General features: G+C 57.6%; 27 protein-coding genes. 15 read left to right on the forward strand and 12 right to left on the reverse strand.

Going from position 1 to position 24,320, the window contains the following annotated elements:
- Positions 1-25 precede the first annotated feature (25 nt).
- The 8 genes from AZE99_RS14950 to AZE99_RS14985 all read right to left on the reverse strand — a co-directional run bounded on the left by AZE99_RS14950 (position 26) and on the right by AZE99_RS14985 (position 6,503).
- On the reverse strand, positions 26-565 hold the full coding sequence (locus AZE99_RS14950) for a demethoxyubiquinone hydroxylase family protein (protein WP_067202791.1): 540 nt from the start codon (positions 563-565) through the stop codon (positions 26-28).
- Positions 558-1,043 carry a disulfide bond formation protein B gene (locus AZE99_RS14955; RefSeq protein WP_067202794.1) on the reverse strand — a complete coding sequence of 162 codons (486 nt, stop codon included), beginning with the start codon at positions 1,041-1,043 and terminating at the stop codon, positions 558-560. Before AZE99_RS14955 ends, AZE99_RS14950 begins: the two co-directional genes overlap by 8 nt.
- A 9-nt stretch (positions 1,044-1,052) precedes the next feature.
- Positions 1,053-2,417, reverse strand: a complete 1,365-nt coding sequence (locus AZE99_RS14960; protein WP_067202798.1) for a S41 family peptidase — start codon at positions 2,415-2,417, stop codon at positions 1,053-1,055.
- Positions 2,418-2,544: 127 nt separating this feature from the next.
- On the reverse strand, positions 2,545-3,744 hold the full coding sequence (locus tag AZE99_RS14965) for a murein hydrolase activator EnvC family protein (RefSeq protein ID WP_156472293.1): 1,200 nt from the start codon (positions 3,742-3,744) through the stop codon (positions 2,545-2,547).
- Between the two features lie 2 nt (positions 3,745-3,746).
- Positions 3,747-4,169, reverse strand: a complete 423-nt coding sequence (locus AZE99_RS14970) for a 23S rRNA (pseudouridine(1915)-N(3))-methyltransferase RlmH (protein ID WP_067202800.1) — start codon at positions 4,167-4,169, stop codon at positions 3,747-3,749.
- 12 nt (positions 4,170-4,181) lie between these two features.
- Entirely contained in the window at positions 4,182-4,505 is a 324-nt protein-coding gene (gene rsfS, locus AZE99_RS14975; protein ID WP_082788523.1) for a ribosome silencing factor, read from the reverse strand.
- A 92-nt stretch (positions 4,506-4,597) separates the two neighbouring features.
- Positions 4,598-5,239 carry a nicotinate-nucleotide adenylyltransferase gene (locus AZE99_RS14980; protein WP_067202804.1) on the reverse strand — a complete coding sequence of 214 codons (642 nt, stop codon included), beginning with the start codon at positions 5,237-5,239 and terminating at the stop codon, positions 4,598-4,600.
- A 10-nt stretch (positions 5,240-5,249) separates the two neighbouring features.
- The gene (locus tag AZE99_RS14985) at positions 5,250-6,503 is read right to left on the reverse strand and encodes a glutamate-5-semialdehyde dehydrogenase (protein WP_067202807.1); all 1,254 of its coding nucleotides are present in this window, start codon (positions 6,501-6,503) and stop codon (positions 5,250-5,252) included.
- Between the two features lie 247 nt (positions 6,504-6,750).
- On the opposite strand from AZE99_RS14985, the gene AZE99_RS14990 reads away from it, so the two are divergent.
- Positions 6,751-7,944: a M23 family metallopeptidase gene (locus AZE99_RS14990; RefSeq protein WP_067202810.1), complete on the forward strand. Its 1,194-nt coding sequence runs from the start codon at positions 6,751-6,753 to the stop codon at positions 7,942-7,944.
- On the forward strand, positions 7,937-8,359 hold the full coding sequence (locus AZE99_RS14995) for a bactofilin family protein (RefSeq protein WP_231862638.1): 423 nt from the start codon (positions 7,937-7,939) through the stop codon (positions 8,357-8,359). Before AZE99_RS14990 ends, AZE99_RS14995 begins: the two co-directional genes overlap by 8 nt.
- Before the next feature lie 45 nt (positions 8,360-8,404).
- Here AZE99_RS14995 and AZE99_RS15000 read toward each other — a convergent pair whose 3' ends face one another.
- The gene (locus AZE99_RS15000) at positions 8,405-9,913 is read right to left on the reverse strand and encodes a YifB family Mg chelatase-like AAA ATPase (protein ID WP_067203759.1); all 1,509 of its coding nucleotides are present in this window, start codon (positions 9,911-9,913) and stop codon (positions 8,405-8,407) included.
- Positions 9,914-10,090: 177 nt separating this feature from the next.
- On the opposite strand from AZE99_RS15000, the gene AZE99_RS15005 reads away from it, so the two are divergent.
- The 9 genes from AZE99_RS15005 to dapE all read left to right on the forward strand — a co-directional run bounded on the left by AZE99_RS15005 (position 10,091) and on the right by dapE (position 16,876).
- Positions 10,091-10,822 (forward strand): hypothetical protein, encoded by a 732-nt coding sequence (locus AZE99_RS15005; protein WP_067202816.1) that lies wholly within the window; start codon positions 10,091-10,093, stop codon positions 10,820-10,822.
- Positions 10,823-10,945: 123 nt separating this feature from the next.
- A complete protein-coding gene (locus tag AZE99_RS16200; protein ID WP_156472294.1) occupies positions 10,946-11,281 on the forward strand; it encodes a PGPGW domain-containing protein in 336 nt (111 codons plus the stop codon).
- Between the two features lie 373 nt (positions 11,282-11,654).
- Positions 11,655-11,789, forward strand: a complete 135-nt coding sequence (gene rpmH, locus AZE99_RS16005; protein ID WP_082788408.1) for a 50S ribosomal protein L34 — start codon at positions 11,655-11,657, stop codon at positions 11,787-11,789.
- Positions 11,790-11,904: 115 nt separating this feature from the next.
- Entirely contained in the window at positions 11,905-12,246 is a 342-nt protein-coding gene (gene rnpA, locus AZE99_RS15015; RefSeq protein ID WP_067203761.1) for a ribonuclease P protein component, read from the forward strand.
- A gap of 2 nt (positions 12,247-12,248) precedes the next feature.
- Complete coding sequence (yidD, locus tag AZE99_RS16010; protein WP_082788409.1) at positions 12,249-12,461, forward strand: membrane protein insertion efficiency factor YidD; 213 nt, start codon at positions 12,249-12,251, stop codon at positions 12,459-12,461.
- Positions 12,462-12,514: 53 nt separating this feature from the next.
- Positions 12,515-14,374 (forward strand): membrane protein insertase YidC, encoded by a 1,860-nt coding sequence (gene yidC / locus AZE99_RS15020; protein ID WP_067202819.1) that lies wholly within the window; start codon positions 12,515-12,517, stop codon positions 14,372-14,374.
- Positions 14,371-14,991: a ribosome biogenesis GTP-binding protein YihA/YsxC gene (yihA, locus tag AZE99_RS15025; protein ID WP_067202822.1), complete on the forward strand. Its 621-nt coding sequence runs from the start codon at positions 14,371-14,373 to the stop codon at positions 14,989-14,991. The genes yidC and yihA overlap by 4 nt, the downstream gene beginning before the upstream one ends.
- A gap of 60 nt (positions 14,992-15,051) precedes the next feature.
- Complete coding sequence (locus AZE99_RS15030; protein WP_067202825.1) at positions 15,052-15,723, forward strand: glutathione S-transferase family protein; 672 nt, start codon at positions 15,052-15,054, stop codon at positions 15,721-15,723.
- A 10-nt stretch (positions 15,724-15,733) separates the two neighbouring features.
- Positions 15,734-16,876, forward strand: coding sequence for a succinyl-diaminopimelate desuccinylase (gene dapE / locus AZE99_RS15035; protein ID WP_067202828.1), 1,143 nt, complete (start codon positions 15,734-15,736; stop codon positions 16,874-16,876).
- 64 nt (positions 16,877-16,940) lie between these two features.
- Here dapE and AZE99_RS15040 read toward each other — a convergent pair whose 3' ends face one another.
- Genes AZE99_RS15040 through AZE99_RS15050 form a run of 3 tightly spaced genes read right to left on the reverse strand, consistent with a single transcriptional unit; the run spans position 16,941 to position 19,497 of the window.
- Positions 16,941-17,501, reverse strand: a complete 561-nt coding sequence (locus AZE99_RS15040; RefSeq protein WP_067202831.1) for a Smr/MutS family protein — start codon at positions 17,499-17,501, stop codon at positions 16,941-16,943.
- Between the two features lie 3 nt (positions 17,502-17,504).
- Positions 17,505-18,806 (reverse strand): murein transglycosylase A, encoded by a 1,302-nt coding sequence (gene mltA / locus AZE99_RS15045; RefSeq protein ID WP_067203763.1) that lies wholly within the window; start codon positions 18,804-18,806, stop codon positions 17,505-17,507.
- 25 nt (positions 18,807-18,831) lie between these two features.
- Positions 18,832-19,497, reverse strand: a complete 666-nt coding sequence (locus tag AZE99_RS15050) for a Tim44/TimA family putative adaptor protein (RefSeq protein WP_067203765.1) — start codon at positions 19,495-19,497, stop codon at positions 18,832-18,834.
- 277 nt (positions 19,498-19,774) lie between these two features.
- On the opposite strand from AZE99_RS15050, the gene secB reads away from it, so the two are divergent.
- The 4 genes from secB to murA all read left to right on the forward strand — a co-directional run bounded on the left by secB (position 19,775) and on the right by murA (position 24,291).
- The gene (secB, locus tag AZE99_RS15055; protein WP_067202834.1) at positions 19,775-20,317 is read left to right on the forward strand and encodes a protein-export chaperone SecB; all 543 of its coding nucleotides are present in this window, start codon (positions 19,775-19,777) and stop codon (positions 20,315-20,317) included.
- Between the two features lie 23 nt (positions 20,318-20,340).
- Entirely contained in the window at positions 20,341-21,930 is a 1,590-nt protein-coding gene (gene murJ, locus AZE99_RS15060) for a murein biosynthesis integral membrane protein MurJ (RefSeq protein WP_067202837.1), read from the forward strand.
- A gap of 4 nt (positions 21,931-21,934) precedes the next feature.
- Entirely contained in the window at positions 21,935-22,930 is a 996-nt protein-coding gene (trpS, locus tag AZE99_RS15065; protein ID WP_067202840.1) for a tryptophan--tRNA ligase, read from the forward strand.
- A gap of 77 nt (positions 22,931-23,007) precedes the next feature.
- The gene (murA, locus tag AZE99_RS15070; protein WP_067202844.1) at positions 23,008-24,291 is read left to right on the forward strand and encodes a UDP-N-acetylglucosamine 1-carboxyvinyltransferase; all 1,284 of its coding nucleotides are present in this window, start codon (positions 23,008-23,010) and stop codon (positions 24,289-24,291) included.
- Positions 24,292-24,320: the final 29 nt, after the last annotated feature.

Here is a 24,320-nt window from a genome sequence, read left to right on the forward strand (position 1 = left end):
CCGGCGCTGAAGCGGGTTTCGCTTCCTAAATTCGTTTCGACAATCCTATCGCCACCCGGCAGCCCAGCCGGATCGCCGCGCTCAAAACCGGATAGCCTGGCGTGTCTTCCGCTCCCGATGCAATGGCTGTTGCCTTATGCTCCAATTCCTCTTCGCGAAACTCCGCAATCATACGGGTCAGTTCGGGATCATTTTCCGATTTGAGCGCATCCAGCTGTTCCTGATAATGGTGGTCGATTTCGGTTTCCACCGCCGCCGTACAGGACATTGCCGCCCGGGGACCCATCGCTGCCGTTGTCGCGCCCAGTGCATAGCCGGCGATTTTCCAGAATGGCTGTAGCGCCGTGGGCCGGACACCACGATCTGCGATCATCTGGTCAAAAGCATCAAGATGCCGCTGTTCCTGCTCCGCCATATGGTGGATCGCGCTGCTGTGCGGCGCATTATCGCCCATCACCGCCAGCTGGCCCTTGTAGATTTGAGCCGCGCCATATTCTCCAGCCTGATTGACCCGGATCATCGACGCAATGTCGGCTTCTTCTCGTCCCAATTTTGGCTCAGACATAGTCGCTATCCTTTCGCCGCTTTGCAATCATCATCAAGATGAGGATCGCGCCACTCACTGACAAGAGAAAGTTAAAACCGGCCAGTGAAATACCGAACAGCGTCCATGGCGCGACATCGCAGCGGACTAGCGGCGCGTTCATGATTGAATCGAGCATGTCGCCCCCCGCCGCAATATTGGTCGCGCATGAGGTAAGCCCTTCCCACCAGTCATATTCCACCCCGGCATGAAAGCCGCCGATCAGTCCGCTGGTCAATATTGCCATTGTCGCAGCAACAACCAATGGCAACGCCGCGCTTCTGGCGCGCAACAACAGCGCAGAAAGAGCAAGAACTATTGCCGCAAGATGCGGCCATCTTTGCCACATGCACATTTCACAGGGATAAAGCCCAAAACCATATTGGCTTATCAACGCGCCGCCGAGCAAAGCTGTGGGCAACAAGAAAGCCAGCCAATTGGCACTGCGGATCGTTGCCATCAGCCGGTCCTATTTTTTCGCGACCACAGTTTTCTTGGCGGGCTTTTTCGCCGCCTTGTTCATCGCCATTTTCAATCCGTCGGGCCCGAGACGTCCAATAGTCTGAAGCGCATAGTGCAGCTGGAAATCTTCCACGCCCTGCTCCTTCAATTCTTCGGCACTCTGGGTGAAGCGCGGATCTTCCTTGCTGTCTTCTTCCAGCACATCGTCTTTCAACTTGATCTCGTTGATCAGATGACGGCGCAAATCGGATTCCCGGAACCGCGGACGGGTCTTGTAATCCGGGTCGGACAATTGCGGCACATTGATGTCGGGCTCGATCCCGCCCTCCTGCACCGACTTGCCCGATGGCGTGTAATAGCGCGCTGTGGTCAGACGCAGCGCGCTGCTGTTGGAAAGTGGCAGCAATGTTTGCACCGACCCCTTGCCAAAACTGCGCTCGCCCATGACCAAGGCGCGGTGATGATCCTGCAGGGCACCGGCCACAATTTCGGAAGCCGAAGCCGAACCGGCGTCAATCAGGACAATGACCGGCAGGCCGCCAGCGGCATCGCCACTCTTGGCAAAATAGCGCTCAATATCGGATTTTTCGCGTCCGCGCTGCGATACGATTTCGCCACGCGACAGGAAGACGTCTGATACCGACACCGCTTCATCAAGCAAGCCGCCGGGATTGGAACGCAGATCCAGCACATAACCGAGTGGCTTCTTGCCGAGAGATTTGTCGATACCGACAATAGCGGCAGCGACATCGGCACCCGTGTCGTTCGAGAAGCTGTTGATGCTGATCACACCGATCTGATCCTTGATCTCCCATGTGACCGGCTTGAGATCGATAATCGCGCGCTTCATCGATACATCAAATGGCTTATCCCGACCGGGGCGGACGATCGTTATGGTGATCGGTTCACCCGGCTTGCCGCGCATTTCCTCGACCGCTTCATCCAGCGTGCCGCCATAAATCAGCTCGCCATCGATATGGGTGATATAATCGCCTGCTTTCACGCCTGCCTTGTCTGCCGGAGTATCCTTGAATGGCGCAATGACTTTCACCGCACCGTCTTCCAGCGTTACCGAAAGACCCAGGCCACCGTAATTGCCATCCGTCTGCGTGCGCAGATTTTCAAAATCCCGGGCATCGAGAAAACTGCTGTGGGGATCGAGACTGCCCAGCATGCCTTCAATCGCCCCCTTGATCAGATCGGCATCGTCCACCTGATCGACATAGTCATTCCGCACCCGTTCAAAGACGCTCATGAACTGTTCCATCTCGCGATAGGTATTGGCATCCACAGCAGAAATTGCAGAAGTCGTGGCGGGCAAAAGCGCGACGGTCAAAACAAGGGCGGCGGCTTGCAAAACGGGCTTTTTCATCAATCGTGTCCTGTCGGTCTAAATCGTCGTCAAATATAGGCTGGAAACGTTTGTAAAGCAAAGCAGCTTAACCAATAATGACGGAAAGCTTCGACGAACAGCGATTTGCGATTCCCTTTGCCCCGCATCAGCCAATCAGTGCGGCAATATCAATGGGTCTGCCATGACGGCGCAATTCGACGGTCACGGTAGGATCATCGGACCCGGACTGCCCGACCGGTGCACCCTGTACGACCCGATCGCCAACCGCGACCCTGCTGGTCGCCATATTGGTGATCAAACTGGTCCAGCCGGCATCATGTTCGATGATCAGGATATTGCCATAGCCGCGATAACGGCCAGAATAAGCCACCCGGCCGGCTGCCGGTGCGACAATCTGGGCGCCGGGATCAACAGCGATGGTAAGGCCGCGAGAGCGATAACCGCTATCGGATAGTTCGCCGAGGCCAGCTACAATTTCACCGATCACGGGCAAGCGGTACGCATTGCCGACATCGTCACCTTGCTTGGCAGGCCGAACCCGTGACTCCTGCCCCTGACCGGGTCGCAAGACGGGTCCATCCAGTTCAGCCAGTGATTCCCGAACCGCGCCGCTTTCGCGGATTTGGTCCATCAGATCCAATATATCCCGCGCTTCCTCGCCGAGGGCGAGCGCTTGCTCCTGCTCGATTCCGGCATCGCTGGAAAATTGCGCGGCTTCAATCCGTCCGCTGGCTTCCAGTCCCGCCAGTTGTCGCCGCCGTTCGATCAGCTGTCGCTGACTTTCGTCGAGCGAGGCAATGGCCCGCGCCGACTGCAGCCGAAGCTGTTCGCCCTGTCTGACTTCATCGCGCAGGCTGGCGGTACGCTGTTCGATTTCCGGCATCACGGCGGACAGGATTGAACGCATATAGATAAGTTCGTCGAGCGAGCGCGGCTCAACAAGAGCAAGGGCGGTCGGCTTGCGAGTCATCATCTGCAGCGCAGCCGTCAGCCGGATCATCGGCCCCTGCTTTTCCGCCAGCCGCGCGCGCTGGCGCTGCTGAAGCTGAGTCACAATGGCAATGCGGGTGCGGGCAGCCTTGATATCCGCCTCTGCGGCCTGGATGCGGGCAGCCAGAGCTGCAGCTTCGCTGGCGATCCGGTCGGCATCATTGCTGGCCGATTCAGCCTGACGCAGCAAAGCATCACTACGCTGCCGGGCGCGGTCAGATTGCTGGCGCGCCGACAACAGGCTCCGCTGCTGCTCCGAGAGGCTCGTTCCCGGTGTCTGCGCGGAGAGTAGCGCCGCTCCGGTCGTCGCCAAGCCAAGAACAGTGATCAAAGCGAGAGCAGAACGCATCATCATGTTCACCCCTCCCGGTGGTAAGGGTGGCCGGCAATGATTGATGTCGCCCGGAACAACTGTTCCGCCAACATCGCCCGTGCCATCATATGCGGCCAGGTTGCCTTGCCGAAAGAGAAGAAATGGTCGGCGCTGGCTCGCTCGTCCGCGCTCAAGCCATCCGCGGCACCGATCAGGAAACGCGCCTCGCGCGCACCGTCATCGCGCCAGGCCGACAGCAAATCCGAAAATTTCTTGGAGCTCCAGTTTTCGCCGGCTTCGTCCATCGCAATAATCTTGGTGACACCTTGCAGCTTTGGCGACTTGCCGCCCTGGTCGGGCAGCTCGCTGATCTTCACGTCCCAGCCGATCCGCTTCACATAGCGGTCGACAAGCTCCGCTTCCGGGCTGCGGCCGATTTTGCCGCGGGCGACGATATGCAGTCTCATCGCCCGGCTATATCAGGCTTCGACGACTTCCGCCGCATCGCCTTCCTCGTCGACAGCCCACATCCGCTCAAGATTGTAGAAGCTGCGGACTTCCGGCCGGAACAGGTGGACGATTACATCGCCAGCATCGATCAATACCCAGTCGGCATTGGCGAGTCCTTCGATTCGCGCGGTGCCGCCTGCTTGCTTGACACGCTCGGCAAGCTTTTGGGCGATAGACGCAACCTGTCTGGTCGAGCGCCCTTCGGCGATCACCATATGGTCCGCAATATTGCTTTTGCCCGCCAGTGGAATGGAGACCACGTCCTGCGCCTGATCATCGTCGAGCGACTTCATGACCAGTGCATGGAGCGCGTCCGACTCCGCCTTTCCTTCCTTGGAAGTGGCAGATTTCAGAGCTTTTACCTTCGGTTTCGTCAACTTAAATCCTAATCTTCTGGGCCAATCAACCGGTGTGTCACCGCGTCACGAACGCGGCGATCATCATATTGCTGATGCCAATGGGGCCGAGCCATCCGGATCGCGGTGGCTGAGCGTGGGTCGGGACGATAGCGCAGGAATGTCAGCGCCGGCGTACTCCAGTTGGTCCAGTTACCACGCTGGCTCGCGGGGTGGACGAAGCGCCGCAGCCAGGCCATTGCGGGAGCCGCAAAAGCATCGTCATCATAGCCGGGTCTCGATATAACTGCAATCGGCAATAATCGGGCAATTTTTCGCCAGTCTTTCCAGCGATGAAATTGCGCCAGATTATCCGCCCCCATGATCCAGACAAATTGCCGTTTGGGATAGCGACGAACGAGTTTGAGCAACGTATTATAAGTATATTTCGTGCCGAACTGCTGTTCAATAGCCGTCGGCTGGATGGTGCTGCGCCGCGCCATTTTCTGGGCCGATGCCAGGCGCGCATGCAGCGGTGCCATATCCCTCGCACCTTCTTTCAACGGATTGCCCGGTGACACCAGCCACCAGAATTCGTCAAGATCCAGCTCTTCCATCGCAAACAGGCTGATCGAGCGATGGGCGCCATGGGCCGGATTAAACGATCCGCCGAGCAGGCCGGTTGTCTTCACGGATTCATGCTCAAGGGCGGACTTGCCCGGTTCCGCGCACCACCCATTTATAGGTTGTCAGCCCTTCCAGTGCGACCGGACCGCGGGCGTGAAGGCGTCCCGTAGAAATGCCGATTTCCGCACCCAGGCCAAATTGCCCGCCATCGGCAAACTGGCTTGAGGCATTGTGCATCACAATCGCGCTGTCGGCGCGCAGGATGAAATATTCTGCCATTTCCGAATCTTCGGTGACGATGACATCCGTATGATGCGACCCATGTTCGGCAATATGTGCAAGCGCCTCGTCGACCCCGTTCACCATCGCGACGGATAATATGGGGGCGAGATATTCGGTATCCCAGTCCGTCTCGTCTGCCGAGACGATTCGCTCGTCCAGTTCGAGCACGGCGTCATCGCCGCGCACTTGACAGCCAGCATCAAGCAGGGCGCGGACCAAGGGGCCGGGAGCCGGATAATCCTGATCGATAAGCAATGTCTCCATCGCGCCACAGATTCCGGTTCGCCGCATCTTGGCATTGACCGCTATCGCCGTCGCTTTTTCCGGATCGGCTTCCTTGCCGATATAAGTATGGTTGATGCCATCAAGATGCGCGAGCACGGGCACCCGCGCCTCGTCCTGCACCCGCTTGACCAGCGACTTGCCGCCGCGCGGAATGATGATGTCGATCAGCCCGCTGGCTTTCAGCATCGCCCCCACCGCAGCGCGGTCGGTGGTCTGGACCAGCTGGATAGCATCAGCGGGAAGGCCCGCCTCGACGACGCCCGCTGCCATGGCGTCAAAAATCGCACCGTTGCTGTGTATTGCCTCCGATCCCCCGCGAAGGATGACGGCATTGCCCGAACGCAGCGTCAGGGCAGCGGCATCGGCGGTAACATTGGGCCGGCTTTCATAAATGATTCCGATAACGCCCAGCGGCACCCGGATGCGCTCCATGACGAGACCATTGGGTCGTTCGGTGGTGTCGATAACTTGGCCAACCGGGTCCGGAAGCTCGGCCACATGCTCCACGGCCGAGGCGATGGCTTCAAGCCGTTCGGCGTCGATCATCAGCCGATCGAGCATGGAGTCACTCAGTTCCCGGGCCCGCGCATTTTCCATATCGCGCTGATTGGCGGCCAGAATAATATTCTGACTGTCGCGCAAATGCCGTGCAGCCGCTTTCAGGGCGGCAGCCTTTTGGGCATCGGTCACCCCGGTCAGCATGGAGAAGGCGGCGCGCGCCTTGCGCCCCATATCGATAATCAGTTGTGCAGGTTCTGTCATAAGCGGCTGCTAGCATGCCGACGTCTGCAATTTAACCCAAAATCGCCAGATAATTTGAGCAAGAAAATTTTCTTCCCAGGCAATAATCGAGTCCTTTTACAGGCGATTGTTGCAGACCGATTATCGGGAATCCTGCAATTCACCCCGCGACTCATTCGACTCGTCACGAGTCACGCCCTCACGATTCGCCAGCCTCGAATCCCTCTGTTAGCGAATCAATGGGGATTACGAATAACAACGGCGGGTCATGCACAAACAAAATACCGGAACAGGGTTTAAAGCCCGGCTGGACCATATGTTTACGGATCGTGAGTTTTTCATGCGATCACACGGACAGGTCCGCTTTATCACCATATCGGCAATATTGCAGAAACGGGTGTTCTATTCTGTCATTGCAGCGCTGGCTTTCTGGCTGCTGATCACGCTGGCGATGATGGTCAATCAGCTGACTGTCACCGGCGAACGCATGGCCCTCGCTCAAAAAGAGGCCGAGGTGAACAGCACCGAAAGCCGCGTCGCCGATTATAAGGCATCGATTGACGATGTCGCCGCGGACCTCCAGCAACGTCAGGACATCCTGGACCAGATGACCGAACAATTTGTCGGCGAACAATCCGAAGCTGCTGATTCATCAGAGCAGAAGCAAGCCGACGAACAATTGTCCGAAAATACGCGGAAAATCAGCAGGGCTTTCCCCGAAGCGGTCCATCTTGCCAAACTGGAAGCCCGTCAGATTATATTCGCCCGGCGCCTGACGATGGCTGCCATTCGACGCACCGAGCAAGCCGCAGAAGCGATTCGCAAATTCGGGCTGAACCCTGACAAGCTGACCAAAAATTCGGTGGATGCCATGGGTGGTCCGCTGATCCCTTTCTTCAAACAGCAAGACCAGCAGCTGCATCCCACACTCGAACGGCTTAATCTTGCGCTGCAACGGATGGATGCGCTGGAGCGGACGTTGATCGCTATCCCGTCTGGCAAGCCCTCCAGCACCGGAATGATTTCCAGCAGCTACGGTTATCGTCGTGATCCATTCACCGGCGGCGGCGCCATGCACAGCGGCATGGATTTCAAGGGGCCGCATGGCCAGCCGATCCTTGCTGCCGCTGGTGGCAAGGTCACCCATGCCGGCTGGAAATCGGGCTATGGCAAAACCGTGGAAGTGACTCATGGCAATGGATTGATGACCCGCTATGCGCATTTGTCCAAAATTGGCGTGACCACTGGCCAAAAAGTCGAACAAGGACTACAATTGGGAGCAATGGGAAGCACCGGACGTTCGACCGGTACGCATCTCCATTTTGAGGTGCGGATGAACGGACGCGCTATCAACCCCCGACCATTTTTAGAGGCGAATACAGATGTTCTCAAGATCAAAGCCATCGCACGACAACGTGCAAAAACGCCCAGCCGCGGCAAGTCAGGCCCCGGCCGTGGCTAGAAGCAGCGGTACCAGCGGCTCGAGTTTTTCGATCATTGGTGACGGCATAGTCATTACCGGCAATATCGAATCGAAAGTTGATCTGCATATCGACGGCGAAGTGATCGGCGACGTGAAATGCCTTTCGCTGGTTCAGGGGCCATCGAGCAAAATCAAGGGTGCGATCATCGCGCAAAACGCCAGCCTGTCCGGCTCGGTCGAAGGCTCGATTGACGCGGGCGATCTTGCCATCGCCTCGACCGCCCGCATCGGCGGGGACGTTACTTATGAAAATGTGACGATCGAGCAAGGCGGTCATGTCGACGGCAAATTCAAGCACCGCAGCAGCAAGGCACCCAATCTTGCCAAATCGACGGTGAACATGAATGAAATGGCTATCCCGCTGGAGCTGACCCCAGGCGACAAAGCAGCCTGAAGACGCCATTCTGCGCTAACATCTGATCGAAAACCGCCGCCAGTGCTAGTTTCTGGGCGCCTGTCTGCGATAGCTGAGCGCCTCCGCCACATGAATCCGACCAATTTCACTCGCGCCAGCCAGATCGGCGATGGTACGGGCTACGCGCAAAACCCGGGTATAGCCGCGCGCGGTTAACCGCATCGCTTCAGCCGCCTGCATCAGCAAGGCCTGTCCCGGCTCGTCGGGCGTGGCAAATTGTTTCAGCGCTTCGCCGTCGATTTCGCTATTGGTCCGTGCCTCCAGATCAGCATAGCGTTCACACTGAATTGATCGCGCGCTTGCAACCCGCGCTGCCACCGTTTCCGACCCCTCTGCTGACGGCGGCATGGTCAGGTCTGCGGCGGACAAAGCTTGCACCTCGATATGCAAATCAATCCGGTCGAGCAGCGGCCCGGAGACCTTCGCCTGATAATCGGCTGCGCAGCGGGGTGCCCGCGAACAAGCCAGGGCGGCATCGCCCAAATGGCCACAGCGACAGGGATTCATCGCGGCGACCATCTGGACGCGAGCAGGAAAGGTGACATGTGCATTGGCCCGGGCCACGCTGACTTCTCCGGTTTCCAGCGGTTGCCGCAACGAATCGAGCACCGGTCGCTGGAATTCGGGAAGCTCGTCCAAGAAAAGCACCCCGAGATGCGCCATGCTGACCTCACCGGGGCGAACTTTCAGCCCGCCGCCAACCAGCGCCGCCATCGATGCGCTGTGATGCGGTGCGCGAAATGGTCGCTGGCGGGACATCTGGCCGCCTTCCAGTGTGCCGGCGACCGAAGCCACCATTGATACTTCCAGAGCTTCCGACGCTGACAAGGGCGGCAAAATGCCCGGCAAGCAAGAGGCAAGCAAAGATTTTCCCGATCCCGGCGGACCATTCATCAGCAGATTATGGCCGCCAGCCGCCGTGATTTCCAATGCCCGCTTCGCGGTTTCCTGGCCCTTCACATCCTTGAGGTCCGGTCCATAATCCGGCTCGGGCGCGGCCCCGGTTTCCGGTGGCGTCAATATCGACTGGCCCTTGAAATGATTCAGCAGCGCCAGCAAGTCAGCCGGTGCCAGCACTTCTATGTCACCGGCCCAGGCCGCCTCGGACCCCTGCAAGGCCGGGCAGATCAAGCCGAGACTTTTACCCGATGCGTGGAGCGCCGCCAGCAATACGCCCGGCGTTATCGCCAGCCGGCCATCAAGCGACAATTCTCCGACCACGACATAATTTGCCAAGGTCTCGGCATCGATAATCCCCATCGCGCCAAGCAGCGCCAGCGCAATGGGCAGATCATAATGCGAACCGGCTTTTGGCAAGTCGGCGGGCGACAGATTGACCGTGATGCGTTTCGGGGGCAGCGAAAGTCCCATCGCTGCGATGGCTGCCCGTACGCGCTCCCGGCTTTCCGCGACTGCCTTGTCCGGCAGACCGACAACATTAAACGCCGGCAATCCCGGTGCAACCTGACATTGCACTTCGACACCACGCGCCTCCAGTCCGAGATAGGCCACCGTCTGAACCAGCGCCACCATCATAGCTGCCCCAATTTCATGTCCGGAATACTGACAATGACGAGAGATTGAGTCGAGCGGCAACCACGCCATGGCCGTAACCGTCAAAACCAGAGAGATAAACGAATGCCAGTGGTTAATATCGGGTAACTAAACCCCGATACTCTCTGGCAAGCGCCAGCCCCCCAAAGCAACCGTATGAGTAAGAGTAACCAGATATACATTCCACAGAATCGCACCGATTCGGCTAATTCAAGCGGCGGTTTCCTTGTCAGCGCCTTGCTGCTTGTTGCGCTGCTCCTCTTCCCGGCCCAACCCGCGATTAGCGCTAGCAGCTATATCGTCACCGAGACGGTCGAGGTTTTCGAATATGATTTGTACGAACCAGAAGCACCGGCTGCACAGGCTAGCGCGGCATTCGGCCAATATGGTCCGTTTCGCGTAATCGCAGCGGATACGGTGGAAATGACTGGAACCGTAGACAGTTACACTCCTGCAGTCTTTCGTCAGATGATGAAACATTTCCCGGCAATCAAGCGCATCGAAATGGTTGATTGTGACGGATCCGTAGATGAGGAAGCCAATCTTAATCTGGCACGCATGATCCGCCGCGCGGGAATCAGCACCCATGTGCCGGCCAATGGTTCGATACGCTCCGGTGCCGTAGAGCTATTTCTCGCTGGCGTCACACGAACAGCGCACCCCAATGCGGAGTTCGTTGTGCACAGCTGGATGGACGAAGATGGTCGGGAAGCGAACGATTATCCGGCCAGTGATCCGGTCCATTCGGAATATCTCGATTATTATGCCGAAATGGGCGTACCTTCAGGGACGGCAAAAGCATTTTACGCTTTGACCAACAGCGTTCCCTTCTCGGAACAGTTGCATCTGTCGCGTAATGATATGGCCCGCTTCCAGATGGTCCATTAATCTTCCTCATCCGCACCCCCCGTTCACGTCTTATGCATGGTTCGGGAACAATAATCACTTCCACGCGCTTTAGTTAACGAAGCAAGCTTGCGACTCTGCCCGCAAAGCACCAAGTGGAACGAGATGAACGACAAAATTAACAAGAAGCGGTGGAAATATACCTCCGGATCCCGATTCCTCCTCTCGGTGATCGGATTCACGCTGATTCTCGTTTCGCCGATCATCGGCGCAATCCCCGGCCCGGGATTCATAATCGTCTTTCCGATCGGCCTGGCGCTGGTTCTGCAAAATTCACGATGGGCGAAGAAACGCTATGTCGATTTCAAGCGTCGATTCCCCAATTACGGCAAATGGACCGACTGGGCGATGCGCCGACACCACCACAAGACGATTCCTGAAGATTTTGAACTGCCTATTTTCGGCAAGGTGAAAACTGGCAATCGGGACAAGAAAGTCTAGAGTCAGGGCCTCTTAAAAGTACCGGCGTGGCATCAACATGGCAATATTATCGAATCAAAGCGCCCGCCAGCCATGTTTTTTGCCGTTTCAGAGAAGCTTCGGTTCGAGATTCCAGCCATTTTGTCTAGCGAAGGATTTGACCGATTTTCCCCTGTGCGCTGTTAAGAAAGCGTGCGATAGCACCGCTCTGGCTCCGCTTGCCTTCGTCGCGCAAAGCCAAATCGCGTCAAACCACGCTCCACGCATTTAATCCGCCCTGGCTCTAGCGCAAACGCTTGACTTTCCGCGCCTGGCTGCCTAATCGCAGCCACAACGTATCGGCCGCAGCTTATGGCGGCCTTTTTTATCGAAATTTTGACGTAGGATATTCGCGATGAAGCGTACATTTCAACCGAGCCGCCTGGTCCGCAAACGGCGCCATGGTTTCCGCGCCCGCAAAGCCACAGTTGGCGGCCGCAAAGTACTAGCCGCCCGCCGTAGCCGTGGCCGCAAGAAGCTCTCTGCCTAAAACCGACGTGACCGCTCGTGCTACGCATGTCGAAGCACGCCCATCGCTAAATCATTTGGACTCGGAGCATTCTTCGACCGATTCGAATCAATCTGATTCAAACGGATCGATCGAAGTGATTCGGAAGCGCGCAGATTTTCTTGCTGCCAATCGCGGCAAGCGATTCGTTACCCCCAACTTTGTCCTGCTGGCGCATCGTCGCCACAGCGATCATCCCATTCCAGCCGACACGATTCGCCGCGGCATCACGGTCACCAAGAAAATTGGCAATGCCGTGGCGCGCAATCGTATGAAACGTCGATTTCGCGCGTTGCTCGCGCATACATTGCCCAGCCATGGTATAGTTGGCGTCGATCACGTCATGATTGGCCGTAAAACCAACAAAGAAGCAGGTTTCGCGACGATGCAGGCCGATCTGGAAAAGGGCTTGCGATATCTGGCCAAGAAGCTGGGTTAGAAATGCTGAAATCCATTTTCATCTTCTGCGTACGATGCTGGCAATGGGGACCATCCCGCATTTTGCCTCCCACTTGCCGTTATATGCCGACCTGTAGCGCCTATGCGATCGAAGCGATCGAGAAACATGGTGCAATTAGGGGTAGCTGGCTGGGGGCGAAACGGCTATTGCGCTGCCATCCTTGGGGAGGCTCGGGCTATGACCCAGTGCCGTGACACCCTGAACACCGATCCTATTTGCAACAAATGGCCGAAAGCGGGACGAAATAGTGGACGATAAGCGTAATATTATCATGGCGGTGCTTCTCACCGGGATCATCCTCTTTGGCTGGCCCGTGCTGATGGAACAGTTTTTCCCGGACATGGCGAACAAGAATGACGCGGTCGAACAGGCTGACGCTCCCGCCAATGACCAGGCTGCTGGAGGCATATCAGCGCCAACGGCCGGCTCCACCGCTGGCGGCACAGACATTGCTGCCGCATCGGTACCAGAGAAAATTCGTCCATTGGCGACAGTGTTGCGCGAAAATCCTCGTGTCCTGATTGAAACGCCGCGACTGAAGGGTTCTATCAACCTCAAGGGCGGGCGCATCGATGATCTCACACTGACCGATCATACCGTTGATATGAGCAAGAACAGCGAACCTGTTCGGCTCTTTGCCCCGTCCGGAACCGAAAACGCCTATTTCAGCCGCGTTGGCTGGGCCGGTGAGGGCGTTGCGGTTCCCAATGACAATACAATCTGGTCCGCTGACCAGAGCCGTTTGACTCCGGACACGCCGGTCACCTTGAGCTGGTCCAACGAGACCGGGCAAACCTTCACGATAAAGCTGTCGATTGACGCCGACTATCTGATCACCACCGAACAAAGCGTCACCAATCGCGGCGAGAACGCTATCGCGCTTAAACCTTATGGCCTGATCAACCGGAAACGGGATTTGAATAATATCCCGGCCAATGAAGCCAGCACCTGGACGATCCATTCCGGCCCGGTCGGTGTCTATGAAGGCGCTGCAAATTACGATGTCGACTATGAGAATCTCGCCGGCGAAGAACCGGGTTTCTTTTCAGGCCTGTTCGGCACCTCCGCGGTTGCCGGAACCAATTCCTATGACACGGAAGTCAGTTGGCTGGGCTTTACCGACAAATATTGGCTCGGGGCATTGATCCCGGACAATATCAACGACGTCGATGCCAGATTCCGGTCTGGCGGCGGGGATATCTTCCAGGCCGAGATCGCTAAAAAGAACGCGCAGATAATCGCGCCTGGCAAACAGCTGACAACGACGACCCGTCTATTTGCCGGAGCCAAGGAAAACGCGCTTCTGGAAAAATATGAAAAAGAATTTGGTATCAAGAATCTGGATCGCGCCATCGACTGGGGCTGGTTCTACTGGTTCGAAAAGCCACTTTTCTATCTGCTCAACTGGCTGTTCAAGCTGGTTGGGAATTTCGGTGTAGCGATCATCTTGATGACCTTCATCGTCCGTGGGATCATGTTCCCGATCGCTCAGAAACAATTCGCCTCCATGGCGCAAATGCGCGCTGTGCAGCCGAAAATGAAGGCCATTCAGGCCAAGCATAAAGACGACAAGCAGCAACAGCAGCAGGAAATCATGAAGCTGTACAAGGACGAGAAGGTCAATCCGCTTGCCGGCTGCCTTCCGATATTCCTGCAAATTCCGATCTTCTTCGCTTTGTACAAAGTCCTGATGCTCTCCATCGAAATGCGTCACCAGCCCTTTGCCCTGTGGATCAAGGATCTGAGCGCACCCGATCCGTTAACCCCGGTCAATCTGTTTGGCTTGCTGCCATTTGATCCGCCAACCTTCCTGGCCGTCGGCATATTGCCGATCCTGATGGGTATCACCATGCACCTTCAGTTCAAGCTCAACCCGGCACCGATGGATCCGATGCAGAAGCAGATATTCAGCATCATGCCATGGATTTTGGTGTTCATCATGGCGCCATTTGCTGCCGGTCTGCAACTCTACTGGACCGTCTCCAACATTCTGACCATCGCGCAGCAGAAGTGGCTCTATTCGCGCCACCCGCAGATGAAGGAAATGATGGCAAAGGAAGCGGAAGAAAAAGCGAAAAAAGCTGCTGCTGACAAGGCCGAGGCATGACCCCTCTCCACCCGAAGATCTTCTCCGGACCGATCAGCTTCCTGAAAAGTGCGCCGCAGCTGCAATTTCTGCCCGAACCGACGGTGCCGGAAATCGCCTTTGCCGGTCGATCCAATGTCGGCAAGTCGTCGTTGATCAACGCCCTGACCAATCGCAATGGTCTGGCGCGAACGTCAAACACGCCCGGACGGACTCAGGAGCTCAATTTTTTTGATGTCGGTGATCCGCTGGTCTTTCGGATCTGTGACATGCCGGGCTATGGCTACGCCAAAGCGCCACCAAAAGTGGTGCAAAAATGGCGTTTCCTGATCAACGACTATCTGCGTGGGCGGGCGGTACTGAAACGGACCTTCGTCCTGATCGACTCACGGCACGGTATCAAACCGGTCGATGAGGAAGTCATGGAAATGCTCGACAAGGCGGCGGTCAGCTACCGGGTAGTGCTGACCAAGGCGGACAAGGTGAAGCAGGAAGAGCTGGATATCACCGCCGCAAAGGTCGCAGAAATTGCCAAGAAACATCCAGCCGCCCATCCCGATCTGCTGCTGACCTCTTCTGAAAAGAAACAGGGTATCGACGAACTGCGACTGGCCGTGCTCGAGGCTGTGCAGAGCTAGATCGCAGCCTGGCGACGCTTTTCTATACACAGCGCACCATATTTGGTTATGGGACAGAATATGAAACTGATAATCGGAAACAAAGCCTATTCCAGCTGGTCGATGCGCGGCTGGCTCGCCTGCAAACAGTCGGGCCTGTCTTTCGAGGAACTGACCGTGCCATTGTTTGGCGACGACTGGGACCATGTCCGCGAAAGCGAAAATTTCGCCCCTTCTGGCGGGAAAGTCCCGATACTGTGGGATGGAGAGACCGTGGTCTGGGATAGTCTGGCGATTATCGACTGGCTTGCTGACAAGACGCACCGGGACCGCTTCTGGCCCAAAGACGAGACCGCACGCGGCATGGCCCGTTCAATGGCTGCAGAAATGCATTGCGGTTATATGGCGCTGCGCCGGCAATGTCCGATGAATACGCGGAAAATCTACGAAGGCCTGGACTTGAGCGACGAGGTCAAGGCTGATGCCGCCCGGATTATCGAACTCTGGGCGCAGGCGCGCGCGCGCTTTGGCAGCGGCGGACCGTTTCTGTTCGGCACTTATGGCGCTGCGGACATCATGTATGCGCCAGTGGTTTCGCGCTTCCAAACTTACGGCCTGCGCCTTCCCGGCTTTGCCACCAGCTATATGCAGACCATACTCGATCATGAGTGGACCGCGCAATGGATGGAAGCTGCCGAAGAGGAACCCTGGGTGATCGAACGCCTCGAACAGCCGGAAGCGGCGAATAGCTGATCGGCCGCCAATGACCCGAGCATCCACTCTCGACTATGCAAAAAGGCTGATTGCCCAGCCCAGCATCACTCCCGCAACCGGCAGCGTGTTTGACGAGATGGAAGCGATGCTCGCGCCGCTCGGCTTTGAAACAACCCGATTCATTGCTGGCGATGCGGCCGAAGATGCCGAACAGGGCGGCCCGGTCGAGAATCTCTTCGCGATTCGCAAGGGTCCCGCCGGATCACACCATTTTGCTTATGCCGGTCATCTCGATGTCGTTCCGCCCGGTCAGGGTTGGCAAACGGATCCCTTCGCTCCCGAAATCCGCGGCGACCTTCTCTACGGTCGCGGTGCTGTCGACATGAAAGGCAGCATTGCCGCCTTTGTCGCTGCACTCCACGAAATTCCCGAAAATTTGGGTACGATCAGCCTGATCATCACCGGTGACGAAGAAGGGCCAGCACGGTTTGGCACCGTCGCGATCATGGACCTCATGGCCGAGCGTGGCATTACTCCCGACCTCTGTCTCGTCGGCGAACCGACATCGGTCCACCAGCTTGGCGACATGATGAAAATTGGACGGCGTGGTTCGGTCAATATGTGGATCACGGTGAACGGCATGCAGGGCCATGTCGCCTATCCCCATAATGCCGACAATCCGATCACCAAGCTTGGCAAGATTCTCACCGAGATTGATGCGCTTCAACTCGACGAAGGGACCGACTGGTTCCAGCCGAGCAATATCGAATTTACCGATCTCCACGTCGGCAATCCGGCCCATAATGTCATTCCGGCCAAGGCAGAAGGACGGCTGTCGATCCGATTCAACGATCGGCACAGCGGCGAAAGCCTCAGTGCCCTGGTCGAGGAGATTGTCGAGCGGCATGGCGGCGAGCTGAAGCCGATCATTTCCGGCGAACCCTTCCTGACGCCACCGGGAGAATTTTCGGACATAGTCGCGGGCGCGATTCGCGAAGTGACCGGGGTGGAACCTGAACTGTCCACCTCGGGCGGCACCTCCGACGCGCGCTTTCTGGCCAAGATCATGCCAGTGGTTGAATTTGGCCTCTGCAACGCCACCATGCACAAGCTCGACGAAGCGGTAGCGATTGACGACCTCGATCAGCTGTCCAAAATCTTTGCGCTGATCGTGACCCGCGCGCTGTCCTGACCGGCTTCGGCAAATAGCTGCCTGAGCCAGCCGACGCGCTGGATCAGAAAGCAAAGTCTGGCGCTCAGCGCCGTCGCCGCAAAATAATATATAGCGCGCCTGCGCCGCCATGTCGGGGATGCGCGCGCCGCACCGTTGCAATATGCGCGTGATGCCGGGACGCCGCCAACCAATCAGAAATTGCCGCCCGGATCGCCCCGCGACCACCCTCCCGACGGCGTTCGTCATCATTGCGCGCCTTGCCGGTGATCAGCAATATCGCGCGATGACCGGCGGCAATGCTGAGCTCCAGCGCACTGTCGAGTCGGCCATGCGCTGATGACAGCGTATAGCCATGCAAATCGACGGTGACATCGGGCTGGACCATGCCCTTGGCAAGCCGGCGATCCCAACCGCCGTCGAGGCCGTGGCGCGTGGGCACCGGCTTCTGATCGCGCAGCGGGACGGCTTTGGTCGATTTTCCGCCAAAGCTTTCCGCGGTGATTGGTCCAGATAAATCACGGGGCCGCTTGGCAACGGGAAGGCTTTCGACCCGTTTCACCCGTCCCGGATCAATCGGCTCGACACTTTCGATGAACTTCTGCCAGAGCGCCTTTTCGCCGGCGGTAAGAGGCCGGTCCGACATAAATTACTTGCCCGCGTTTTGACGGACTGCGACCAGCCTGGAGACAGTGCCTCTGGGCAGGAACAGCAACGCCTGCCCGTTTGAAGACATGCCGCCCGCGATTCTGGCCGCTTCTTCCCCTGCGCCCCAGAATGTATCGAAGCGGTTGGCCCCCTTGATCGCGCCACCGCTGTCCTGTGCAACCCAAAGGCCGTCGGCAATATCATGGGCCATGTCGAGAAAGACGGGCGCGCCCAGCGGTACGAACATCCGGTCTGCTGCAACCGACGTGCGTGCAACCACCGGATGGCCCATCGCCCCCAATGGTCCCGGGCCGGTCAGTTCGTTGAAGAATACATAGCTTTTATTCTCGCGCATGATCTTCATGCCGTCCTGCGGGTTGGCCCGCAGCCATTCGACGATACCCTGCATGTTGGTCTTGCCATCAGCCAGCAATCCGCGTTCCCGCATCACTTTGCCGATACCGGTATAATCCTGGCCATTCTGGCCGGCATAGCCGATCCGCATGACCGACCCGTCGGGCAGCGCCAGACGGCCACTGCCCTGAATCTGCAGAAAGAAAAATTCGATATAATCCTGTGCCCAGGCGATCTCCAGGCCCTGACCTGCCAGTGCGCCATCATCAATCTGCGCCCGGTCTTCAAACGGCACCAATTTGGTTCCGTCGACCTTGCCACGAATGCGCTTGTCTTTCAGCGCTTCGGAAAACAGGCCAAGATCCACGTCGAGCAGATTGTCGGGGCGCCGATAGACCGGCACCGGATATTTGGCGCTCCTGATCCTGGAACCGTTAATCTGCGGCTCGAAATAGCCAGTAGCGAAAGCCTTGCCATCGCCAATCTGCACTGTTTCGAAATAGGATTCAAAAAAGCGCGCGGCATCTTTTTCTTGCCAGCTCTGGGCGGCGGTGCAGGACGATTGCCAGTCGGCACCATTGGTCAGACCGCTGTTATCCTCGCGGCGGACCAGCGACATGCAGCTGGTGCGATAAGATTGCAAAGCTGATGCAGCTTTTGACTCCGTCAGATTTAGGCTTGCTACATCTGGCCCCAGTGCGACACCGGAACCCGTTGCACGGGTCGAGTCATCACCGATACTTACGAGCTGTGCGGGATTGACGGGCTGGAATCTGGCCGGCGCGCCGTTTTTGTAGAGGGGTGGCGGAACGGCGGCATCGGGCGCATCGCCAGCAACCCATTCACTGTCCTGTGATGCCGGACGGCTTTGCGCGGCACCCTCAGGAATGATCGACATGGAACAGGCGCTGAGCATCGCCATTGCCCCGAAAAGCACCCCTGTTTTCATGACCATGCTACTCGTCAACCGAGAGTCAGGCCTCATCGGTTTCGTCAAGCAACCAGTTTGGGTCGGCACTGGAGAGATCGCGGCTGAAGGTCCAGACATCATGGGTTTCTGCCGCGTCGGATAGCGAACCACCAATCAGATTGCCCTTCTTGTCCTTCACCACCGCAGCGATATCGGCATCAAATTGCACCGTGATACGAGCCACAGGTCGCCGATATTCCGCAGCGGAAATGCGCGCATTGTCGATTCGCACAAGCTGGTTTTCCAATATTTCGCCCCGCTTCTCCCGCGCGTCGATGACTTCAGCAAAGCTTTCGTAAACATCTTCATCACAAAGCGTTTTCAATTCTTCCTTGTCGCCCTTCCAGAAGGCTTCCAGAATCATGCCATAGGCGGCTTGTGAACCTTCGACAAACCGGCCGACATCGAAATTGCGATCAGCGCTCAGAATATCCCGCATCCCGGCTTCCGCACTGCTGTCATAGACCATATTGGCTGTGCCAGCTGGTGCGGGAACAATATCCGGAACATGCGGCTTGGCATCGCCCAGCGGTCTGCGATCACTGGCACGCGGCTCGATGTTACGCGGCATATGTTCCTGCTCATGACCACTGCGCTTGCCCAGCACAGAATAGAGGCGCAAGCCCAGAAAGGCCGCTACCATTGCCAATAATACGATTTCGATGGTCACTTCGGTATCCAATCTTTTCTTTGACCCTATACATAGGCGGAAATAGGGGCGGTTTCAAATAGCATTCGTGAAAAAGCCGCTTTGCCGCAATTGGCCCGCCTCTTCTATCGGCCAATTTGTGAACCTGCCCTTACAAATACGCTTGCATGCCGGATGCCGTAATAGCAGTTTACTCTTTGATTGCCCTAGGTTCCGTCCCCTGCTAGGCGCGCTTCGAACGGCGCCGCAATATGCGCCATAGGACATGTTTGACTGATTTTCCGAAAGGACAGGCCCGATGGCTGATGAGAATGATAAAAACGAATCCGACGCAAATACCGCCGGGAATGTAACGACGCCGGACCCGCTTGCTAATGGTGCAGACACCGCGCCGCAGATCGGCGTGATTTCGCAATATGTGAAGGATCTTTCGGTCGAAAACCCGAACGCACCGGACGTTTACCAGTGGAATGCACAGCCACAGATTGATGTGCAGTTCAATATCGGCTCTTCGCAAGTCTCCGATGAAGTCCATGAAGTCGAATTGAAAATTGACGTCACCGCCAAGGCGGACGAAGGCGTCGCGTTCGCGATAGAGCTTCTTTATTGTGGCCTTTTCGGTCTGCGCAACGTCTCCGAAGAGCAGGCGCATCCATTCCTGTTTGCCGAAGCACCGCGGCTCCTCTTCCCCTTTGCCCGGGCGATTATTTCCGATGCCGTGCGCGACGCCGGATTCCAGGCCTTGTTGCTTGAGCCGATTGATTTCACCGCGCTCTACATGCAGCAACGCGAACAGATGGCAGCACAGCAAGCGGGCGAGCAGCCGGTTGGCAACGCTTAAACGACCTTGCTAGGGTAGCAGGTATGAACCTGCTCAAATCCACAGGAACCATTGCCGGGCTGACTCTGGTCAGCCGCATATTCGGCTTCGTCCGCGATATTCTGCTGGCCCGGATACTCGGTGCCGGTGCAGCGGCCGATGCCTGGCAGCTCGCATTTCAGCTACCCAATATTTTTCGCCGTCTGTTCGCCGAAGGCGCGTTTTCGGCTGCCTTTGTGCCGCTGTTCAACCGCAAGATGGAAGCGGACGAGGATCGGACGGCAGCGCAGAATTTCGCAGTCGACGTGCTGTCGGTGTTCGTGCCCCTGTTGCTGGTCTTTTCGGCAATCATGATGCTGGCCATGCCGGGTATCATCTGGCTGATCGACGATTTTGGGCGCGGAGGCCGCACCGACGGCTTTTCGGTGTCGCTGGCCCGGATAACCTTCCCCTATCTCGGCCTGATCAGCATCACCACCCTGTTCGCGGCGATATTGAATTCGCTGAGCAAGTTCGCGGCAGCCGCGGCGGCGCCGATCATGCTCAATATCTGCATGATCACCGCGCTTCTCGCCTCCCAACTGGTCAATGACGGGAACGATCCGCGTCAAACTGCCTATTTTCTGGCGATTGCAGTGGCCACGGCCGGACTGGTGCAAATGCTCTGGCTCTATTACTGGGCGCGCAAGACCGGCTTTCGCTTTCCTCTCAAAATGCCGAAATTCAAGGCCGATGTGAAAGAACTGGGCGTGCTTATCCTGCCCGCCGTTTTTGGTGCCGGTATTTACCAGATCAGCCGCTTCATCGACCTGTTCTTTCTCGGACGCCTGCCGGAGGGGTCGTTCGTCTATCTGGCAATGGCGGATCGGCTGAACCAGCTGCCGCTCGGGATTATCGGCATTGCCCTTGGCACCGCTATCCTCCCGGCGCTGTCGCGCTTCATCGCCAAGGACGATCTCGGCGGCGCGCAGCGACTGCAAAGCAACGCCATCGAACTGGGCATGCTGCTCACCATTCCGGCCGCCATCGCCCTGTTTTTCGCCGCGGGACCGCTGGTCACCTCCTTTTATGTGGGTGGCAATTTCACCGCCGCCGATGGCCAGACCACCTCTGCTGTCGTCGCCGCACTTGTTGTCGGATTGCCTGCCTATGTGCTGGTAAAAGTACTGATCCCGGGGTTCTTCGCGCGCAAGGATACCAAGACACCGGTCTATACTGCCGCTATTTCCCTGCTCATCAACATCACGCTCAACCTGCTGCTGATCCCCGTCTATGGCATCAAGGGCCTTGCCTTTGCCGGTGCGGTAGCCGCCTGGTGCAATTGCGCGATGCTTTACACCATGCTCCACCGGCGCGGCCATTTTCATCTGGAATGGACATTGCTGCTGCGGATCGGGCGGATCACGCTGTCAGCCGCTGGCATGGCCGTGGTGCTGGTCTACGCCGCGCCGATTGGCGATGGTCTCTATGACGGGACGATCTGGCAGCGAGTCGGATCGATCACCGCTCTGGTCAGCGTCGGCGGACTGGTTTATGCCGCACTTGCATGGCTGACCGGCGCGATCGATCGCGACAAGATCACCATGCTGACGAAGAAGAAAGCGGCAGAGGAAGCCGCCAGCGAAGGAAGTTAAAACGATGCGGACGGTATCGGGCATACAGCCCACGGGTAATCTCCATCTCGGCAATTATCTGGGTGCGATCAAGAACTGGGTGAAGATGCAGGACGAAGGCGAATGCCTGTTTTTCCTCGCCGACTTGCACGCCATCACCGTCCACAACGACCCGGCGGAACTAGCGTCCAATTGCCGTGAAATGGTCGCGGCACTGGTCGCCGCCGGAGTCGATCCCGACAAATCGATCCTGTTTAATCAGGCGCGCGTACCCGCTCACGCAGAACTGGCCTGGATGCTGATCTGCAACACCCCGATGGGCTGGCTCGACCGGATGACCCAGTTCAAGGAAAAGTCCGGCAAGCACAAACAAAGAGCCTCGCTCGGTCTTTATGGCTATCCGGTGCTGCAGGCGGCAGACGTGCTGGTCTATCAGGCGACCCATGTTCCCGTCGGCGAGGATCAGAAACAGCATCTCGAGCTGGCCCGCGATATTGCCTCGAAGTTCAACAGCGATACGAGCACTGAAACCTTCACCCTGCCCGAACCCTTTATCGGCAAGACAGCAGCCCGGATCATGAGCCTGCGCGATGGCAATGCGAAAATGAGCAAGTCGGACCCGTCCGATCTCAGCCGCATCAACATGAGCGACGATGACGAGACGATCGCCCGCAAGATGAAGAAGGCAAAGACCGATCCCGAGCCATTGCCCGACAATATGGCCGATCTCGCCGAACGCCCGGAAGCGAGAAATCTGATCGGCATTTATGCCGCGCTCGCCGACCAATCGCAGGACGCGGTGATCGCCGAATATGCGGGCAAGGGCTTTGGCGATTTCAAACCGGCGCTGGCCGATCTGGCGGTAAGCAAATTGTCGCCGATCCGCGAGCGGTTCGAAGAATTGCGCAAGGATACGTCAGCGATCGACGCAATTTTACGCGACGGTTCGGAAAAAGCCTCGGCAATGGCACGGCCAACGGTGGAAGCCGCTTATGCCGCGCTCGGATTGCTGAGAAACTAGCCCGTCATGCCGCTGCGCCGGCTTTCAACCGGCGCAATAGACTTGCCTGCATCGCCATTTCCGGTAAATGCTAGACCATGGATATTATCTCGATACGCGGCGGCAATCGCCTGTCTGGCTCAATCCCCATTTCGGGAGCCAAAAATAGCGCACTGACCCTGCTGCCATGTGCGCTGCTGACCGATGAACCGGTCACCCTGCGCAACCTACCGCGACTCGCCGATGTCGACAGTTTCGGCCATCTGCTCAACCAGCTGGGCGTTTCGACCACGATTGAGGGCGCGAGACCGGAAGATTTCGGCCGGGTGATGACGCTGAAAGCAGGCCGGATCACCTCGACCGAAGCACCTTATGACATTGTTCGCAAGATGCGCGCCTCGATATTGGTATTGGGTCCGCTGCTGGCCCGCGCTGGCGAATGCCGCGTCTCGCTGCCCGGTGGCTGCGCGATCGGCAACCGGCCGATCGATCTGCATTTGAAAGCAATTGAAGCCCTCGGCGCCACCATTGAAACCACGAGCGGCTATGTGATTGCACGCGTACCCGATGGCGGCTTGCCCGGCGGCGATTTCACCTTCCCTGTGGTATCGGTCGGTGCAACGGAAAATGCGTTAATGGCAGCGGTGCTGGCCAATGGCACAAGCATCCTGAGAAACGCAGCGCGGGAACCGGAAATTGTCGACCTGTGCAACATGCTGGTTGCCATGGGTGCTGAAATCGAAGGCATTGGCTCTTCGACATTGACCATCACCGGTGTCGACCGGCTGCACGGCTGCACCTATCGGGTGATGTCGGACCGGATCGAAGCGGGCAGCTACGCCTGCGCGGTCGGCATCGCCGGCGGCGAAGTCGATCTGCTCGCCGCCAAGGCTGACGAAATGGAAGCCACCCTGGACGCGCTGCGGCTCGCTGGCCTGAATATCGACGTTCATGCCAAGGGGATAAGAGTCGCCTCTGACGGCAAGCTCAAACCACTCACCCTGTCCACTGCTCCCTATCCCGGTCTTGCCACGGACATGCAGGCGCAGCTGATGGCGATGCTCTGCCTCGCCGATGGTGCCAGCGTGCTGACCGAAACGATTTTCGAAAATCGCTATATGCACGTGCCCGAACTCAACCGGATGGGTGCCGATATCGAGACCAAGGGCCGCACCGCCGTGGTCCGGGGCGTCCAGAAACTGACCGGCGCGCCGGTGATGGCGACCGATCTGCGCGCCTCGATGAGTCTGGCGATTGCCGGACTGGCAGCGGAAGGCGAAACCCGCCTGCAACGCATCTACCATCTTGATCGCGGCTATGAACGGCTGGAAGAGAAACTGGCGGCGGTGGGCGCGGATATCGAACGGATCAGCGGCGATTGAGCCACTCTCGCTAGCACTTATGGCAGCTT

This window comes from Sphingorhabdus sp. M41, from assembly GCF_001586275.1.
GTDB lineage: Bacteria > Pseudomonadota > Alphaproteobacteria > Sphingomonadales > Sphingomonadaceae > Parasphingorhabdus.

What these genes read in the sequence shown, in the direction of transcription:
- yidD (WP_082788409.1), top strand. Translation starts at nt 12,249, where the DNA reads ATGCTGAAATCCATTTTCATCTTCTGCGTACGATGCTGGCAATGGGGA.
- AZE99_RS14955 (WP_067202794.1), bottom strand. Translation starts at nt 1,043, where the DNA reads ATGGCAACGATCCGCAGTGCCAATTGGCTGGCTTTCTTGTTGCCCACA.
- AZE99_RS14960 (WP_067202798.1), bottom strand. Translation starts at nt 2,417, where the DNA reads ATGAAAAAGCCCGTTTTGCAAGCCGCCGCCCTTGTTTTGACCGTCGCG.
- trpS (WP_067202840.1), top strand. Translation starts at nt 21,935, where the DNA reads ATGCGGACGGTATCGGGCATACAGCCCACGGGTAATCTCCATCTCGGC.
- yihA (WP_067202822.1), top strand. Translation starts at nt 14,371, where the DNA reads ATGACCCCTCTCCACCCGAAGATCTTCTCCGGACCGATCAGCTTCCTG.
- dapE (WP_067202828.1), top strand. Translation starts at nt 15,734, where the DNA reads ATGACCCGAGCATCCACTCTCGACTATGCAAAAAGGCTGATTGCCCAG.
- rpmH (WP_082788408.1), top strand. Translation starts at nt 11,655, where the DNA reads ATGAAGCGTACATTTCAACCGAGCCGCCTGGTCCGCAAACGGCGCCAT.
- AZE99_RS14970 (WP_067202800.1), bottom strand. Translation starts at nt 4,169, where the DNA reads ATGAGACTGCATATCGTCGCCCGCGGCAAAATCGGCCGCAGCCCGGAA.
- AZE99_RS15000 (WP_067203759.1), bottom strand. Translation starts at nt 9,913, where the DNA reads ATGGTGGCGCTGGTTCAGACGGTGGCCTATCTCGGACTGGAGGCGCGT.
- AZE99_RS15030 (WP_067202825.1), top strand. Translation starts at nt 15,052, where the DNA reads ATGAAACTGATAATCGGAAACAAAGCCTATTCCAGCTGGTCGATGCGC.
- AZE99_RS16200 (WP_156472294.1), top strand. Translation starts at nt 10,946, where the DNA reads ATGAACGACAAAATTAACAAGAAGCGGTGGAAATATACCTCCGGATCC.
- mltA (WP_067203763.1), bottom strand. Translation starts at nt 18,806, where the DNA reads ATGAAAACAGGGGTGCTTTTCGGGGCAATGGCGATGCTCAGCGCCTGT.
- AZE99_RS14950 (WP_067202791.1), bottom strand. Translation starts at nt 565, where the DNA reads ATGTCTGAGCCAAAATTGGGACGAGAAGAAGCCGACATTGCGTCGATG.
- AZE99_RS14965 (WP_156472293.1), bottom strand. Translation starts at nt 3,744, where the DNA reads ATGATGATGCGTTCTGCTCTCGCTTTGATCACTGTTCTTGGCTTGGCG.
- murA (WP_067202844.1), top strand. Translation starts at nt 23,008, where the DNA reads ATGGATATTATCTCGATACGCGGCGGCAATCGCCTGTCTGGCTCAATC.
- rsfS (WP_082788523.1), bottom strand. Translation starts at nt 4,505, where the DNA reads ATGAAGTCGCTCGACGATGATCAGGCGCAGGACGTGGTCTCCATTCCA.
- secB (WP_067202834.1), top strand. Translation starts at nt 19,775, where the DNA reads ATGGCTGATGAGAATGATAAAAACGAATCCGACGCAAATACCGCCGGG.
- AZE99_RS14990 (WP_067202810.1), top strand. Translation starts at nt 6,751, where the DNA reads ATGCACAAACAAAATACCGGAACAGGGTTTAAAGCCCGGCTGGACCAT.
- AZE99_RS15005 (WP_067202816.1), top strand. Translation starts at nt 10,091, where the DNA reads ATGAGTAAGAGTAACCAGATATACATTCCACAGAATCGCACCGATTCG.
- AZE99_RS14985 (WP_067202807.1), bottom strand. Translation starts at nt 6,503, where the DNA reads ATGACAGAACCTGCACAACTGATTATCGATATGGGGCGCAAGGCGCGC.
- AZE99_RS15040 (WP_067202831.1), bottom strand. Translation starts at nt 17,501, where the DNA reads ATGTCGGACCGGCCTCTTACCGCCGGCGAAAAGGCGCTCTGGCAGAAG.
- murJ (WP_067202837.1), top strand. Translation starts at nt 20,341, where the DNA reads ATGAACCTGCTCAAATCCACAGGAACCATTGCCGGGCTGACTCTGGTC.